Genomic DNA, 17,162 nt, shown 5'->3' with positions numbered 1-17,162 from the left:
ACACGGTTCATCGGCGGGAATGCGCGGGGTAGTCACGTTACACCCTGCACCTTGCGCTCAACGCGTGATGAACATCCTTCGAGATGTGGACCCATGGCTCCAGGAGAAGCTTCCGTTGCCGAGGCGGGGCCAATGCTGCATAAGGCCTTCGATCTCTTGCTTGAGCCCGAGTCTCATCCCGCGGCCGGCGTCATTCGTATTGACGAAAATCTGTTTGCGGTCGGGCGGTTTGAAGCGCCTTTCGCCTCCTATGAAGCGGATGCCGTTGCGCAGTTGTCGCGGCGTCACGCGCGGATCTTTATCGAGAACGGCGCAGCCTACGCAGCCGACCTCGGCAGCAAGAATGGCACGACCGTGAACGGTGTCATGCTGCGCGAGAAGCCCGCGCGGCTTCAGAGTGGCGACGTCATAGGCTTTGGCGGAAAGCTGGCATTCCGGGTGCGGATGGAACCGCGCGCCGTATCGCGGGCCTATGCGGCGCAGCCTGTGCACATGACGCTCACGCCGGAGCGTGGCGACCTCGGATTGCATCCGGTCGAACTGACGGAGTTTCCCTTCCTGGTCAGCAAGGCGGACGAGACGTTCGCGCAATACAGTGACCGCTATCCTCATCAGGTTAACTACGTGTCACGGCGGCACGCGCATATTTTCGTGAAGGCGGGTGTGCCGTTCGTCGAGGATCTCGGCAGCACGAACGGCACCTTCGTCGACGGCAACCGACTGGGTGAAACCGCCGTGCCGTTGGAAGATGGTGCATCGCTGGCGTTCGGCGGCAACCACTTCGCGTATATCGTGAGCCTGCGGCGGGAAGCGGAATCGGAACCGGGCGTAAGCACGACCATTACCGCCGCTACGGCGGCGAGCGCACCCGGCCCAGGGACTCAAGGCACGCCGGACGATCTTGACAAGACCACCTTCATCACGACCGCGCATTCCTTCCTGGATATCTTCTGCGTCGACCAGGGCCAGCCGTCCGAAGATGAAATCAACCGCGAGACCTTGCCCGACCAACGTGTTTCCGTGCGTCGCCGCTCGCGCAGCAGGTTCGTGCGCTTTGTCTCTGACCTTGGCGCGGCATTCGGTGGCGGTCAGGTGATGGGGCGCCGGGTGTTGTCTTACGCCCTGGCATTCGTCGCAGCAATGATCGCGATCGGCAGTGCGCTCTATTTCAGCGGCACGGCTGACCGAAATCTCAAGGGGTTGGTCGCTCACGGTGACTATCGCGACGCCGTGACGGTCGCGAATGTTTATCTTGGCAAACATCCGAACGATCCTCACGCGATGGTCATGGGGACGGAAGCGCTTCTCAAGGGCTATTTGCCGGACTGGATCGACCAGCTAAAACACCGGAATTTCGATGGCGCGCGATCAGTCGTCTCGCAGATGGAGACGTTGGCCGCGACTAACTCTGACGCGCGCTTTCTCGTCGATGAGATTGCGTGGATTGGACGCCTTGAGACGTTCATGGCGAGCCGCGAGAAGGCGGATGCTCCCATCCGTATCTACGCCGATGAAAGCCGCATGAGCGAGTTGCTGAGGCAATGGGAGAGCGACCCGAGCGGTCATCAACGGCGGCTGGACCGGATTGCGTCCACGGTGCCCGCGTTCAGGGATCTGTACGCCGTCGCGCTCAGTCATCTGCGCAAGCTCGAGAGTGACGATTCGGTTTATCTGGCAGCCATCGAGCGCCTCAAGGCGAGTATCGACAAGGAGCTGGCACCGGGGGGCGACCCAGATGCGCTAAGCGCGGAAATAGCCGATTACGCCGACAAATACCCGCGCCTGGCAGGTCTCGATCGCGTGCAGGACGATCTCCGGCAATACGTCGCGCTCGAGCACGCTCTCCAGTCGCGCGCCCTCGGTCCGCTCATCAACGCCATGCAGAAAGCGCGCTTTACTACGCCGCCATTTCAGACACGGTGGCACCAACTCGAAGCGAACGGCCTGCCAACGCCAGATGTTGTGCAGCGCTACATGGCGGTATCAGATGCATGGAGTAACGGGAAGACGGAGCCGGCCATGACGGGGCTTCGATCGATGGCAGCGGGACCATGGGCTGACGCCGTCAGCGCCGACCTCGCGCACAAGCAGGCGGTGGCCAGCCAGTTCGCGGACCTGCAAAAGTCTCGGGGCGCGCAGGGCTTCGACGATCGGGTACTGTCGTTTTACGAATCACTCGATCCTGTTGCGGACGCCTGGTTCGTCAACGCGATCCAGCCGGATCTCAGCGCGCTACGGCAGAAGGCGCTTGCGCGGGCGGACGAGTGGCTTAACCGGGCGCAAACGGCGTGGACGCAGTATCAGACGAACGGCTCGATCGGCGGCGACCAGCGGCTCGAAACGGGTCTCTCCGATAGCTTCAAAAAGCAGGCGAAACTGCTGACCGATGCGTGGTCCGGCGCGCAACGCGCCGCGCAGTTGCTTCGCCAGTTGAAGGCCGATCGCACTGCGCTTGCCGACAAACTGCTCGCCGAAATCAATGCGGAAGTCGACATGCAGCGGCGCTCGCTGCTGCAGTTGAGTCCAGTGCTGGATCCCGGGCTGCTGAGCGCCAAGCTGGCGCTGATCGGCGGCGATAAGACCTCATACAAGGGAGCGAACGATGAAGCACAACGCGCACCCTAAGTCCTTTGCGGAATCGCTTGGCGACCACAGCGTGGAGGGCATCTCCATTCTCGTGGCGGAGCCTTTGCGGTTGACCCAGGCATTAATCTATACGATGGTCGCGCTGGTCGTGAGCGCGCTCGTGTGGTCGTTCGTCGGGCGCGCAGACGTGATCGTCACGGCTCAGGGCACGCTCTCGCCCGAGTCCGAAGTACGGCGGTTCTATGCGCCTATAGACGGTGAGCTTGCCGATGTTTATATAGCGGAAGGGCAGCCGGTTTCGAAGGATGACGTGGTGGCGCGGCTCAACGCACGGGGCGCGATCCAGGCCGCCACCAACGCGCTGGAAGCGCAGTTGAAACTCGATGACGCCGAGCGTGACTGGAAAGAATTTCCCGAGAAAAAGCTGCTGATGGAGCGCAAGGCGGCGGCGCTGAAAGACCAGATGGAAGTGGAGGAGCATTTGCACCAGACGCGCGTGGCCGAAGGGACGACCAAGCTCGCTGAGGGGCAGAAAGCGCAACTCGACGAGGCGCGCACCGAGCTGGATACCGCCCGCCGCACCCGTGACGCTGCAAAGCAGGAGCTGGACCGCTACACCCGGCTCCAGGCATTGCCGGGCGGTGGCGGGGTATCGGAGATCCAGGTGGAAGGCAAACGCAACGCTTATATGGAAGCGGATAACGCGACCCGGATCGCCCAGTCGAAACTCACGGAACTCGATTTCCGCCTAAGCCACGAATACTCGCAGGCGAAGGCGCAACTGGAAACCAGCGGGCAGGAAGCGACCAGCCTGAAGCTGCAATACGAATCGGCGATGCGGGAGATTGCAAGCGCGGGTGACAAGCTGCGGCTGCAATTGCAAACCGCGAGGCTCGTCGCCGAAGCGGCGGATCGGATCCGTTTCGAGAATATCGATAAGGATAACTTCCTGCTTATCCTGGCGCCGGTGTCGGGTGTCGTCACGGACGTTACGTCAACACAACCCGGCGACAAGATCCAGGCCAACACGCCGCTCGGGGGCATTGCACCCAAGGACGCGCGGCCGGTGCTGAAGATCGAGATAGCCGAACATGACCGAGCGTTCCTGCGGGAGGGGCAAGCGGTCAAGCTCAAGTTCAATGCGTTTCCGTATCAGCGCTACGGGGTGATCGACGGCACGCTCGAGTTCATCTCGCCCGCAGCAAAACCGTCGCCGGAGACGAAACAACCCGTCTATGAAGGCCGCGTGACGCTCGCTCGTGACTATTACCAGGTGGCAGATACGCGCTACCCGCTGCGCTACGGCATGACCGCGACCGCAGAGATCGTGGTGCGCGAGCGGCGTCTGATCGATCTTGGTCTTGATCCGTTCCGGCAGGTGGCGGGCTGACGGTGCAGATTTCCACGTTTAAAAGGGGCATAAGAAATGACGGCGATTGTTCGAATAGACGATGAAGTCGTCGATGCCGATGAGTTCATCCGGGTGTTGAAACTGACCGGGCAATTCGAGGGGCTCGTCGAGCAGCTTGTGCGCGACAAGCTCACCGTGCGCGCGGCGAAGAAGCAGCGCGTCGATGTGTCGGAGGGCGAGATCCAGGTGCGCGCCGATCAATTCAGGCGCGTGCGCGGCCTGCACCGCGCCGCCGATATGAACCGTTACCTTGATGCGCTCGGTGTGAACCTCGACGAGTTCGAGGCGTTCATCACGGACACGCTCTATCAGGAGAAGATCCTCGAACAGATTGGTGGCGACGACGACGTGGAAGCTTATTTCAAGCTGAATTCGCCGCGTTTCGACAGCGTGGAAATCAGTCATATCGTGCTCGAAACACCGAGTCAGGCGAAGGAAATGATTTCCTATTTGCAGGACGATCCGGACAGCTTTACGGAGATGGCGCGAGAACACTCGATTGCCGACACCCGCGACCAGGGTGGCGTGCTCGGCAAGGTGTTGCGCGGGTCGCTCGCCCCGGAGATCGAAGCCAAGGTATTCAATGCCGCCGCCGGTGACCTGCTCGGACCGTTCCCCACGCCGGACGGCACCGCCTACGAAATATTTGCCGTGACGGCGAAACGTCCCGCCATGCTCGATGCAGATGTCGCGGCCGAAATTCGCCGGCTGTTGCGCGAGCAGTGGCTGCAGGCGCGGGCGCAGGAACACATTATCGAAGCGCGCTAGGGCGTGGCGAACGATAGGAGCCGAACACATGGACGTACCGCAGAAACTCGATTCCCTGGCCGCGTTCCTGGCGACCGTGGAGATCCTGTCGCCGTTTTCCGCGCAGGAAATCGAACAGCTCGCCGAGCACGCGGAGACGCGTTTTCATGCATTCGGCGAGACCGTCTGCAACGCGGGCGACGCGGCGGATGGACTGTTCGTCATCAAGGCCGGCTCGGTGCGGATCTTCACCGAGGAAAACGGTAAGGAGATCAGCATGGGCGTGCGCCGCGAACGGGAAGTGTTTGCGGACATCGCCATGTTGCGCGAGTACCGGCATGAATCGTCGGTGCGTTCGTCGGGCAAGACGGAACTGCTGTTCATTCCGCGCCGCGTGATCGAGCCAATCGTGGCGAATAATCCAGAGGCGCTCGGGTTCGTCACGAGCTATGTCGCGATCAGTTCAGCCGGCGGTTTCGTCGCTAAGCTCTTCGACCTGCGAGGCAAGATCGACAAGGCCGAACTGGAGGCGTCGGTGCGCAGCGTCGGCGTGAAGCGGGTTGCAGCGGGCAAGGAGATCATTCATCAGGACGCGCGCGATGACCGGCGGCTATACGTGGTCCGGCAGGGCGAAGTACGGATCGTGCGCAAGGAGGGTGCGAGCGAATATTTGCTGGCCACCTTGAGAGCGGGTGAGGTCTTCGGCGAGAAGGCTTGCTTGCTGAGACAGGAGCAACAGGCAACGGCCATCGCGAACGTTGATACACGCCTGCTGGTCGTGCCCGAGAAAACCGTGCACCTCGTGCTCGAACGCAACCCGAAGCTGCGCGAAGTGCTGGAAGACCGGATCCGTTTTACCGAGCGCGAGTTGCAGCGACAGAAGAAGCTGGAGGAACGACGCTCGTTGCCAGCCATGCTCGACCTGCACTCGAAACCGGAGTTCGGCGAGCGAGTGATACGCCGCTTCGCGTGGGTCCAGCAGGCGGAGGAGATGGATTGCGGCGCGGCCAGTCTCGCGATGATCTGCAAGCACTACGAGATCCCCATGACGCTCGGCAAGCTCCGTGAACTTGCCAACGTCACGACCCAGGGCGCGACACTTGACAGCCTCGCGCGGGCGGGTGAGGTGTTGGGCTTCACCACGCGCGGCGTTCAGTGCACCTTCGAGTCACTGCGCGGTTTCGAACTGCCGTTCATCGTCCATTGGGAGGGATATCACTATGTAGTGGTGTACGGCATCTCCGCGAACCAGGTGTGGGTAGCCGACCCGGCAGTCGGCTTTCGCAAGATGGACGTGGAGGAGTTCGAGCGCGGCTGGAGCGGCACCTGCCTGCTGTTCACGGCACCACCCGAACTCGCGCAAGCCGCTGCCGGACGCTCGCCATGGGTGCGATTCGTCGGTTACCTGAAGCCATACAAGAAGATCCTGGCGCACCTGTTCCTAGCCACGTTCGTGATCCAGGTGTTGGGCGTTATTCCGCCGCTGATCATCCAGAATATTCTCGATGGGGTCATCGTTCACCAGAACGTCGGGCTGCTGCATTTGCTGATTGCCGGCCTGATCATCTCCAACTTGTTCTCGCAATTGATGTCGACTATTCGCGCGTACCTTGCGAACTTCATGGTCCGTAACATGGACTTCGCGATGATGTCGCAGTTCTTCCGCCATACGTTGTCGCTGCCATTCTCGTTCTTCGCCAAACGCAAGACGGGCGATATTTTCGCGCGCTTCCAGGAGAACCACACCATCCGCGCGTTCCTCACGGAATCGACCGTGACGACCGCGCTCAATTTGCTGATGGTCTTCATCTACTTCACGATCATGTTTCTCTACAACGTGAAGATGACGCTGCTGTTGATTGGTTTCGTTATTCCGATCATGGCGCTGACCGCGCTCGCCACGCCGAAGATCAAGAACTATGCCCGAGAGGTTTTCTCCGCGTCGACCGAAGCGAAGTCCTTCCTGATGGAAGCGCTGGGCGGCGTGGAAACGATCAAGGGAATGGGCATAGAGCGGACTGTGCGGTTGAAGTGGGAAAAGAAATACGCGAAATCGCTGGAGGTCCAGTATCGCGCGCAGGCGTTCAATATTGCGGTTTCGCTGGGGAGCCAGATGTTGAACGCCGCGACCACGATCGCGATTCTTTGGGTCGGCGCGAACATGGTCCTCACGCACGAGATGACTATCGGGCAGTTGATCGCGTTCAATGCGTTCATGGGGAGCGTGCTGACGCCGCTGATGGGGTTGATCGGTCTGTGGAGCCTGCTCAACGACGCCGGCGTGGCCATGGAACGGCTAGGCGATGTGCTCGACATGGAGCCGGAACAGAAGCCGGAGGATTTGCAGTCGCGCGTCATATTGCCTGACCTGCAAGGCGAGATCAGCCTGAACAACGTGTATTTTCGCTATGGCGGCAACGACACCGAATACGTGCTTGAGAACATCAGTTTCGATATCAAGCCGGGCGAGCTGATCGCCATAGTGGGTCGCAGCGGCTCGGGCAAGACCACGCTTGCGAAGCTGCTGGTCGGCTTTTACACCCCGACTGAAGGGAAGATGATAGTCGATGGTTACGATCTGAATGTGATCGATAAAAACGTGTACCGCGCGCAGATAGGCTATGTCATGCAGAGCAACCTGCTGTTCTCCGGGACGATCGCGGAGAACGTTGCAAGCGGTGACGAAGCGCCGGATCGCCGGCGCATTGAAGAGGCCGCGAAGATGGCCGATGCTCACGCGTTCATCAGCAAGATGCCGTTGGGTTATGAGCAGATCGTGGGTGAGCGCGGCGTGGGTTTGTCGGGTGGGCAGATCCAGCGGCTCTGCATTGCGCGGGCGCTTTATCACGACCCGCGCCTCCTGGTTTTCGACGAAGCGACCTCCGCGCTCGATACTCAATCGGAAAGCAATATCCTCGGCAATATGCAGGAGATCCTGAAGGGCCGCACGGCCGTGATCATCGCCCACAGGCTCAGCACGATCATGCGTGCAGACAAGATCCTCGTGTTGTATGAAGGCGCTATCGTCGAACAGGGACGCCACGACGAACTCGTCGCGCGCAAGGGCATGTACTACCAACTTGTGCAAAAACAACTGAGCGCAGCATGAAGATACTCGACGACATTGAAGACCTGCCGGCCAGCCCCGCGACCTCGTACGCCGCGCTGCTGGAGAAGATCGAAATTCTCCGCTCTACATTGCGCTGGTCGTCGCGCATGGAGCGCCCGGAAATCGAGAAGCTGCTGAGACAGGCGAGTGTGCTGCGCGACGAGGTGATGCAGTTGTCGCACAGAGAGCGTTTCGTCCAGGCGGCTGTCTCCGAGCCGCAGCGTTTGCCCGGGTCGCCGCGTGAGCGCCGTGAGGCGTTGCTCGCGCGAAGCTTCATATTTGAAGGCACTTTCGGCGATAACCCGAAACTGCTGGAGGCGCTGGAGATCGCCGAAAAGGCGGCGCCAACCGATCTTCCCGTGCTGGTGGACGGGGAGAGCGGAACGGGCAAGGAACTGATGGCAAAGGTGATTCACGCGAACGGCGCGCGCGCGGACCGGCCGTATATATCCGTGAATTGTGGTGCGATCCCAGATAACCTGCTGGAGTCCGAACTATTCGGTCACAAGAAGGGCGCCTTCACCGGGGCATCGAATGACCGGAAGGGAAAGTTCGAGAGCGCGCATACCGGCACTATTTTTCTGGATGAAATCGGTGAGTTGCCTCTTGCAGGACAGGTCAAGTTACTGCGCGTTCTTGAAGCGCATGAGATCCAGCGAGTGGGATCGGATGAACCTATTGCCGTGGATACGCGCATTGTGGCGGCGACGAATCGCAATCTGCGTCGCATGAGCGAAGAGGGGCGTTTTCGCGAGGACCTGTTTTACCGGCTTAGCGTGATCCATCTGACCTTGCCTCCGTTGCGTGAACGGCGTGACGAGATTGCGCTGCTGCTGGCTTATTTCGGCGATGAAGCCGCAGCGGCGCTCAAGCGCCAGCCGGTGAAGATGACGCTCAGGCTGCGCGAGTTCCTGCGGACGTACGACTATCCAGGCAATATCCGCGAGTTGCGAAACCTGGTCTACCGGATCGTCTGCCTCGCGCCGGAGACGGCCGACATAGAGCATCTTCCCGCCGATATCCGTCCCGGTAATTCAACATCGGCAATGAGTGGTTTGGCCGCAAGCGCGGTTTCGCTCAGCGATGCCAAGCGCACGGCGAGCGATGAAGCAGAGCGCGCATTTCTCGAACGAGGTCTGCATGAAGTGGGCGGAACGGTCGCGGAATTGGCGCGACGCTTCGAGATGAACCGCTCGCACGTGCAGATGCTGCTTAAGAAACACGGGCTGCACTCGAAGGATTTTCGCAACCATTCTTCTGCCGCTCAGAAAGACAAGGATAGCTAAAGGGTTGGGTTTATCTGCGTTTTGTCGAGGCAAAAAATATCCTCTGCCTGGGCCACGACGACCGAGATGTTGTCGCGTCCGCCGCGCCGCAGTGCGAGTTCAAGCAGCCGGGCTACCGCTTGCTGGCAATCGCCGGCTGTCAGAACGTCGCCCATCTCCTCGTCGCTTACCTCGTTGCTCAGACCGTCGCTGCAGAGCAGAAAGATGTCACCGTCATGCAGATCAATACGGTCGGCATCGAGTTCAAGTGTGTCCATGGCCCCCACAGCACGCGTGATCAGGTGTTTGCCCGGATGATGCAACGCTTCCTCCGCACTGATCTGACCACGTGCCTTCAGCTCTTCGACCTGGCTGTGATCGCGCGTCAACTGTCGCAGGCAGCCCTGCCGGCAAAGATAGAGTCTGCTGTCACCCGCCCACAGATATCCGCAAGACCGCTCGCTTGCCAGCAGCAGGACCACCGTGCTGCCGATCCGGCGCACCTGGCGCCGGGCTGCCTCCGAGCGCAGGTCCGCATTGACCGCGAGGAGCCGCTCGCGTGCTTCCCGCATTCGCTCGTCGAGAGGGACAGGTTTGCCGGGCGCCGGCGAGTGCTCCAACCGGTCGATCACCATCTGACTCGCGACATCGCCAACAGCGTGGCCGCCCATGCCATCGGCGACCGCCCACAGACCGTGTTCGGGCATTTCGAGGCAGGCGTCTTCGTTGACCGCGCGTACAAGACCTGTGTCGGTGCGGGCGGCCGATGTCCATCGAAACTCACCGGTGTAGCTCACGAGACCTCCGATGTCTGCAGCGGCGCGGCTTTGCGCGCCGAGGGGTTGCCGCGTTGGCGGCGAGACAGAACCGGTTGCTTCAGGCGTGCGTCGTGTGTGCTTCCTTGCGTGCTTGCTACTTCAGCTACTTCAGACAGCGTGATTGATGCTGCGCTCGTTCGGGTTGACCGAGATGTTCGAATTCGAGCCGGTGTTATTCACGTTGGTGGTCTGGAACTGATTGATCATCTGATTAGCATAGAAGTTGTTATTCGTTTCGTACAGGTTCACGACCGGCCCCATCGAAGGTTGCGATGCGACGTAGGGCGTAATCCAGCCATACACCCACGGCGCACCATCGCCGCCGTGAATGCAGGTCATTGCTTCACGATCCAGCGTGAGATCGCAGGGAAGGTCTTCAACGGCGAGTGCGGTCATGGTGAGGCTCCAGTGGTCTTGCCCGGTTGGTGGACGTGCTTCTTTATGCAAGGGGCATGCCGAACGCGGTGCCGTGGAAGGGCATTTCTCGCTGTGCCTTTTGGCGCGCGCGTTTGCGTTGTATCGCGTGGAACGCGGATGAGCCCTGGCCGATGCGCTTGGTTGGTCCGGCGCCAACATGTCGGGCTGTTTCAGTAGTCGCGAGACCAACACTTGTGCATCACGTTGTGTGGAACATGGCTTTATTTTTTCGTGGCTGATGCGAGGAATCTAATCAATAAAACGAAGCATAAGAAAACGCCGTTTCAGGTACGCATGGGTCAGTGATCGGTCTTCCTCCTCCTCTGCAGGGGCAGTCCTCTCGCCGGTCGCGCTTCGCTGCTTTTATACGCCGGTGAGTGATGGGCGTGGGCCAACACATCGATCGAAAAAGTGTTGGGTCACACATTGCCTTCACGCTGCGCTTAGCCCTCTCGTTTTCCTCTCTGCGTTGCTGCACAAGGCTGTGCATGCATTGGCCCGGTTGATGCAATGACTTGATCAACCGCCGGCTTACTTGCAACACCCCGGCTTCCACCCTTCAAGGAGAAACCGGTCATGTCGGGCAATCAATCATCCAGGCTCTGCGCTCGACTCGGCCGCTCGATTCCCGATGTCGCCATTGACTGCGAACCCGCTCCCGGTGCTCACCTCGTGACGCAACGCTCGGGTTACGAACATCACGGGATTTATGTCGGCAATGGCCGCGTCGTGCACTACGCCGGCTTCGCTGGATCGCTGCATCGCGGTCCGATTGAAGAGACCACGCTCGAACGCTTCGCCGCAGGGCGCGAGATTCGTATTCGCGTACATGCCATGACGAAGTTCACCGGGCAGGATGCGGTCCGCCGGGTTCGTTCAAGGCTGGGTGAAGACCGCTATCGGCTGCTTAGCAACAACTGCGAGCACCTGTGCGCCTGGGCACTTTTCGGCGAGAACCGCAGTTCGCAAGTGGAAGCCTGTCTCTCTCACCCAGGTCTCGCCTATCGCGTGGCAATGGCAATGCTCAAAGGCTGGATCAACGCGAGGGGTCATGGCGACCTGCTCGCCGCATGAACCTGTTCGCTGTCACCATTGAGGAGAAACATCATGAATACGCAACGTGATTCACTGCGCCGGATAGTCGACAAATGGCTCGCGCCAACACCCGGCGCACCGGTACGCGACATCCGTCTGTGCCGCATGCCAGCGAACCATATTCGCTACGTCCGCGTGGAAGCGCTTCGGCCGACCGGCGTGCTCGCTCTGTTCTTCTTCCGTCACGACGATGGATCGTGGCAAGTGTTTCCGCCCGAAGCCGCACGCATGACGATGAGCCCGAGGCGCCTGGCAATGTGATGGGTCGCGCGCGGGCGCCGGGAAAGCAGTGGGCTGGCGCAGGTGTTTTCCATGGATCGTTCACCGGTCCATCACGGCGGCCTGCTAGCGAAGGTCCCCTCGGACAATGCGCATGCAACGAGGCTTAAACAACGTGTTCAAGCGCCGCGTCGTCCCAAAGTGTAGGAGTGGCGTGCGCAGCAGGCTTGTTGGTTGACCCATGCAAACATCGATTAATCATCGTCCCCGGCTTGCCGCCCCGCAAGGAATCAAGGACATACCGAATTTGATATCGGTATCGTTAAAAATCTGATTGGAAAGGAATCGGCCGCTTCCTTAAGATGCACTCGAATATTAAAACTTCGAGACATCACCGCTTCAATGAAACGCGAATCGCACGTCACCCCGCTATTCAAACGCTGCATCGGCGGTGGCCGGGCGACGAGCACCTCGATCTATTCTTCCGCTCTCAGTAAGCCCGTTGGCGAGCACGCCCGCGCAGCACCGATCGCTAGCGGAACGCAGTCCACCTTGCGCGCGGCTTCGCGACAATCCAGGCGGTACCTCAAGCGCAATTGCATCAGCGGCGCGCCCATAGTGCGGCCGCCGCTGACTGCTGCACAGCCCCGTGGCGGCCTCACGCAACGCGCCAGGATCAGCCTGGCGGGCTAACGCGAACTAAAGATTAACCAGCAGGACCGCAAGAAGGGGCGAACGGGCTGCAAGCCTGCGCTCCGCTGCAGAACACTCAAGCCATGCAGCCTTTATTCCACCAGGAGACGCCACCATGAATCACAAGCTTCGCCGTTTGACCCTGTCCGCCATAGCTGCCACCGTGCTCGGTATTCCGTTCGCCTCGCAAATGTCCGCTCACGCCGACGAGCCGGTGAAGGTAGGTTTCCTCGTCAAGATGCCGGAGCAGGCATGGTTCATCAACGAGCAGAAAGCGGCGACGGCACTCGGGCAGAAGGAAAAATTCTCGGTGGTGAACATCGGTACGCCGGACGGTGAAAAGGTGCTGTCCGCTATCGACAATCTCGGTGCGCAAGGCGCTCAGGGCTTCGTGATCTGCGCGCCAGACGTCCGCCTTGGGCCAGCAATCCAGGCACGCGCAAAACGCTACAACATGAAGTTCGTGACGGTGGATGACCAGCTTGTCGACTCATCTGGCAAGCCGTTGGCGAACGTGCCGCACCTTGGCATGTCCGCATTCAAGATCGGCAATCAGGTAGGCACCGCTATCTCCGATGAAATGAAAAAGCGCGGCTGGAAGCCGGAGGAAGTCGGCGCGCTGCGCATCACGGATTACGAACTGCCTACGGCGAAGCAACGCACGGACGGCGCAACGGAATCTCTGCTGGCGGGCGGCTTCAAGAAGGAAAACATCTTCGACGCCCCGCAAAAAACAACCGATGACGAAGGCGGTTTCAATGCGGCATCACCCGTGTTGTCGCAGCATCCGAACATCAAGAAGTGGGTGATCTACGGACTCAACGAAGAGACCGTGCTGGGCGCCGTGCGTGCGACTGAACAACTGCACATTGCGTCAACCGATGTGATCGGCGTGGGCATCAATGGCGCAGGCGAAGCGTTCGCCGAGTTCCAGAAAAAGGAACAAACGGGCTTCTACGGCACTATCGCGGTGAGTTCGACGAACCACGGCAAGGACAGCACGCAGAACCTTGTCGATTGGATCAAGACCGGCAAGCAGCCGCCCGCCGATACGCAGACCACCGGCAAGCTGATGGTGCGCAGCAACTGGCAGGACGTGCGCAAGGAACTGGGTATTTGAGCGTTTCGCGACGGGCGTCGTTCTGGTCGTTGATCTTGTGATCGTTGACCAGGGCGACGCCCCGATTCAGTTATCACCGAGGAACGCCCAATGATGGATACCGCAGTGGCTACGGCCGCGCCTTATCTTTTGCTCGACAACATCACCGTGCGGTTTCCCGGCGTGCTTGCGCTCGACTCGGTGTCGCTGGGCGTTCGCACGGGTGAAGTCCACGGATTGATGGGCGAAAACGGCGCGGGAAAATCCACTTTGCTGAAGGTGCTCTCCGGCGTCAATTCAACGAGTGGCGGCAGCTTGTCGCTGGATGGCATGGAGCAGCAGTTCACGACCACCAAGGCAGCCATTGAAGCAGGCATCGCGATCATTTACCAGGAGCTGCATCTCGTCCCGGAACTGACCGTGGCCGAGAACCTGATGCTTGGCGCAATGCCAAGCCGCTTTGGTGTGCTCGACGAAAAAGCGCTGGTCAAGCGTGCGATCAGCGAGCTGGATCGCCTGGGCGAAAAGATCGATCCGAACATGCAGGTCAAGCATTTGTCGATCGGGCAGCGACAGATGATCGAGATTGGAAAGGCGTTGATGCGCAACGCCCGCGTGATCGCCTTCGATGAACCCACGAGTTCGCTGTCGTCGCGCGAGACGGAGCAACTGTTCAAGATCATCCGCGCGCTTAAGGAGGAGGGGCGCGCGATTATCTACGTGACGCACCGGATGGACGAGGTGTATGCGCTCTGCGATCGCGTGACGGTGTTTCGCGATGGCCGGCGCATTGAGACCTTCGAGCAAGTCGACGGACTCGAGCGCGACCGCCTGATCAGTTGCATGGTCGGGCGCTCGATTCACGATGTGTACGGATACCGCACGCGAGATGTGGGCGACGTGCAACTCGATGTCCAGGGACTGATGGGGCCGGGTCTTTCGGAGCCGGCTTCGTTCAGCGTGCGCAAAGGGGAGATAGTCGGATTCTTCGGGCTGGTCGGCGCAGGGCGTTCGGAGCTGATGAAGCTGATCTACGGTGCGGTGAAACCCGTGTCCGGGCAGATCGTTCTCAAAGGCTCGCGACGCAAGTTCAGGTCGCCACGCGACGCGGTGCGTGCCGGCGTGGCGCTGTGTCCGGAGGACCGCAAGCAGGAGGGCATTGTTGCGATTGCCTCCGTGTCCGACAACCTGAACATGAGTTGCCGGCGCCATTTCAGCCCGTTCAACATACTGAACAGCCGCAAGGAAGCCTCGACCACCACCGACTACATTGCGAAGCTTGCTATCAAGACACGCAACGGCAATACCCCTATCGGCACGCTCTCTGGCGGCAATCAGCAGAAGGTCATTCTCTCGCGCTGGCTGGCGGAAGAGATCGACGTGTTCCTGATGGATGAGCCTACACGGGGTATCGATGTTGGCGCGCGCAGCGAGATCTATGGCTTGTTGTATGGACTTGCGGAAGCTGGGCGGACAGTGATCGTGGTGTCGAGCGATCTGGCCGAGGTGATTGGCGTGGCGGATCGCGTGATGGTGATGCGTGAGGGAAAGATAGTCGGCAACTTGCCAAAGGCGCAGGCCACGCCGGATCAATTGATCAAGCTCGCGCTACCCGGCTGATATCACGCTCGGTTACTACAGAGACTACCCGCGGCGCGTGCCAACGTGCTGCGAACGAAAGAGACATTATGCAAATAAATCCTGTCACCAATCAGTCGAACCCGGCCGAAAGCACCGGCGCTCGCGCCCGTGCCGCACGGACCTGGGACCTCATCAACAAGTCGGGCATTGTCATGGTGTTCGTGATCTTGTTCGTGACCTTGTCACTGACCGTGCCGGACTTCATCAGTTCGCGCAACATCCAGGGCCTGCTGCTTTCGGTCACGCTGATCGGCTCCATCTCCGTCACCATGATGTTCGTGCTTGCGCTCGGCGAGGTGGATTTGTCGGTGGCATCCATCGTGGCGTTTGCCGGGGTGGTGGCATCCACGCTGATCACGGCCACACATAGCGTCACGCTTGGAATCGTGGGCGGCGTGCTGGCGGGAGGCGCGGTCGGCCTCGTGAACGGCGTGCTGATTGCGCGCTGGAAGATCAACTCGCTGATCGTCACGCTCGCCATGATGGAAGTCGTACGCGGGCTGGCTTACATCACGTCGAACGGCGACGCTGTGATGATCTCCGAGGAGCGATTTTTTGATCTGGGCGGCGGTTCTTTCCTCGGTATCTCGTACCCGATCTGGTCAAATATCGTTGGTTTCGTGTTGTTCGGTTTCCTGTTGAAGAAGACGGTGTTCGGGAAGAACGTGCTGGCTGTCGGCGGCAATAGCGAGGCGGCGTTGCTGGCCGGTTTGCCGGTCATGCGCATCAAGATCACGGTGTTCGTGTTGCAGGGGCTTGTGACAGGGTTTGCGGGCGTCATGCTGGCATCGCGGATGAGTCTTGGAGACCCCAAGACGTCGGTCGGGCTGGAGCTGGGGGTGATTTCCGCGTGCGTGCTGGGCGGCGTTTCGCTGACGGGCGGCGTGGCCACTATTTCCGGCGTACTGGTCGGGGTGTTGATCATGGGCTCGGTGCAGGACGCAATGAGTCTCATGAATGTACCGACGTTTTATCAGTATCTGATTCGCGGCGGGATTTTGTTGCTAGCTGTGTTGTTCGATCAGTATCGGAGAAGTAAGCGGGTGGCTTGATGCTGTTAGCCTGGAGCCGCTGCTTCTGCTAAAAGCAGCGGCTCCAAGCGAAACCTTTTAGTCCTCGAATTTCTCAACCTCATGCCGCTCGCCGAGCAACATCGCATCGGCAACATGCTGAAGCGGGCTGACATCAACATCGCTTGAACCGGTCGAGATCAACTCGAAGAATCGATCATAAAGGCTCGGATATTCCCTCTCCGCTCCAATGTCCTGTACCTCCCCATCGATCTTCAAAAACTTCCCGCCCTGAGCCAGATGCAAGACGCCGTCGCGGGTGGTCACTTCGATCTGCCACAACTCTTCCGGACCAAACCGCCAATCGAATTCCGCCCGGATCGGTGTACCAAGCGCGTCGCTGAAATCAAGGTTCGCGGCAATCGGATTCTGTCTGTTGGCCGGAACGAACAACTCCGCTGACTTCAGGAAAAACGCATGCGGCAAGATGCGCGTGATGATGGATAACGCGTTGATGCCCGGGTCGAATACACCCAGGCCGCCCGGTTGCCAGATCCAGTCCTGACCCGGATGCCAGCGGCGAACATCTTCTTTCCACAGCACCTTCACCGCTGTGATCTCTTTACCGGCCAACCACGCGCGCGCCTTCTCAACACCAGGCGCATGACGCGAATGCCACGATGCAAACAGGCTGCATTGATTTTGCTGGGCCAACGCAGCGAGCACCGTAACCTCGGTCACACTCGCGCCCGGCGGTTTCTCCAGCATCACATGCTTGCCCGCTTCAAGCGCGGCGCGCGCCTGGGAGAAGCGGACTTGCGGCGGCGCGCACAACGACACAGCTTGCAAAAGCGGCTCCGCCGCCAGCATGTCCTCGACATTCTGATAATTGTTGACCCCGTCGATCCGCGCGTTCCGGCTCGCTCCTGCAATGAGCTTGAACCCGGAATGCCCGGCGATAGCGGGTAGATGCTGATCGCGAGCGATCTTGCCGACGCCGGCAATGCCTATCGCAACTTGCTCTGTCATGGTTAGACCTTAAAGAAAACTTC

13 protein-coding genes are annotated in these 17,162 nt (G+C 60.0%); 10 read left to right on the top strand and 3 right to left on the bottom strand.

Going from position 1 to position 17,162, the window contains the following annotated elements; genetic code table 11:
- Nucleotides 1–93 precede the first annotated feature (93 nt).
- From SBC1_RS21750 to SBC1_RS21730, 5 genes are read left to right on the top strand one after another with little or no spacing between them, the layout of a single operon-like run.
- Nucleotides 94–2,625, top strand: coding sequence for an FHA domain-containing protein (locus tag SBC1_RS21750; RefSeq protein WP_165096481.1), 2,532 nt, complete (start codon nt 94–96; stop codon nt 2,623–2,625).
- Nucleotides 2,603–3,976 carry an HlyD family efflux transporter periplasmic adaptor subunit gene (locus tag SBC1_RS21745; protein WP_165096485.1) on the top strand — a complete coding sequence of 458 codons (1,374 nt, stop codon included), beginning with the start codon at nt 2,603–2,605 and terminating at the stop codon, nt 3,974–3,976. The genes SBC1_RS21750 and SBC1_RS21745 overlap by 23 nt, the downstream gene beginning before the upstream one ends.
- A 36-nt stretch (nt 3,977–4,012) precedes the next feature.
- Nucleotides 4,013–4,765, top strand: a complete 753-nt coding sequence (locus SBC1_RS21740) for a peptidylprolyl isomerase (protein ID WP_165096488.1) — start codon at nt 4,013–4,015, stop codon at nt 4,763–4,765.
- A gap of 28 nt (nt 4,766–4,793) precedes the next feature.
- Nucleotides 4,794–7,853: a peptidase domain-containing ABC transporter gene (locus SBC1_RS21735; RefSeq protein WP_165096492.1), complete on the top strand. Its 3,060-nt coding sequence runs from the start codon at nt 4,794–4,796 to the stop codon at nt 7,851–7,853.
- Nucleotides 7,850–9,139 (top strand): sigma-54-dependent Fis family transcriptional regulator, encoded by a 1,290-nt coding sequence (locus SBC1_RS21730; protein WP_165096496.1) that lies wholly within the window; start codon nt 7,850–7,852, stop codon nt 9,137–9,139. The genes SBC1_RS21735 and SBC1_RS21730 overlap by 4 nt, the downstream gene beginning before the upstream one ends.
- Here the strand turns inward: SBC1_RS21730 and SBC1_RS21725 are convergent.
- Nucleotides 9,136–9,915, bottom strand: a complete 780-nt coding sequence (locus SBC1_RS21725; RefSeq protein ID WP_165096499.1) for a PP2C family serine/threonine-protein phosphatase — start codon at nt 9,913–9,915, stop codon at nt 9,136–9,138. The two genes, SBC1_RS21730 and SBC1_RS21725, sit on opposite strands and share 4 nt — an antisense overlap.
- Before the next feature lie 129 nt (nt 9,916–10,044).
- Nucleotides 10,045–10,332 (bottom strand): hypothetical protein, encoded by a 288-nt coding sequence (locus tag SBC1_RS21720; RefSeq protein WP_165096503.1) that lies wholly within the window; start codon nt 10,330–10,332, stop codon nt 10,045–10,047.
- 597 nt (nt 10,333–10,929) lie between these two features.
- On the opposite strand from SBC1_RS21720, the gene SBC1_RS21715 reads away from it, so the two are divergent.
- From SBC1_RS21715 to araH, 5 genes are all read left to right on the top strand, one after another.
- On the top strand, nt 10,930–11,427 hold the full coding sequence (locus SBC1_RS21715) for a lecithin retinol acyltransferase family protein (protein WP_165096507.1): 498 nt from the start codon (nt 10,930–10,932) through the stop codon (nt 11,425–11,427).
- Nucleotides 11,428–11,460: 33 nt separating this feature from the next.
- Nucleotides 11,461–11,709 (top strand): hypothetical protein, encoded by a 249-nt coding sequence (locus tag SBC1_RS21710; RefSeq protein ID WP_165096510.1) that lies wholly within the window; start codon nt 11,461–11,463, stop codon nt 11,707–11,709.
- 766 nt (nt 11,710–12,475) lie between these two features.
- A complete protein-coding gene (locus SBC1_RS21705; RefSeq protein WP_165096513.1) occupies nt 12,476–13,480 on the top strand; it encodes an arabinose ABC transporter substrate-binding protein in 1,005 nt (334 codons plus the stop codon).
- A 90-nt stretch (nt 13,481–13,570) separates the two neighbouring features.
- Nucleotides 13,571–15,079, top strand: coding sequence for an L-arabinose ABC transporter ATP-binding protein AraG (araG, locus tag SBC1_RS21700; protein WP_165096518.1), 1,509 nt, complete (start codon nt 13,571–13,573; stop codon nt 15,077–15,079).
- 68 nt (nt 15,080–15,147) lie between these two features.
- Nucleotides 15,148–16,152: an L-arabinose ABC transporter permease AraH gene (gene araH / locus SBC1_RS21695; protein ID WP_165989008.1), complete on the top strand. Its 1,005-nt coding sequence runs from the start codon at nt 15,148–15,150 to the stop codon at nt 16,150–16,152.
- 57 nt (nt 16,153–16,209) lie between these two features.
- On the opposite strand, the gene SBC1_RS21690 is transcribed toward araH, so the two are convergent.
- A complete protein-coding gene (locus tag SBC1_RS21690; RefSeq protein ID WP_165096526.1) occupies nt 16,210–17,139 on the bottom strand; it encodes a Gfo/Idh/MocA family protein in 930 nt (309 codons plus the stop codon).
- Nucleotides 17,140–17,162 lie beyond the last annotated feature (23 nt).

Origin of the sequence: Caballeronia sp. SBC1 (assembly GCF_011493005.1) — a bacterium.
Classification (GTDB): Bacteria; Pseudomonadota; Gammaproteobacteria; order Burkholderiales; family Burkholderiaceae; genus Caballeronia.
This window is presented reverse-complemented; position numbering and strand designations above follow the sequence as displayed.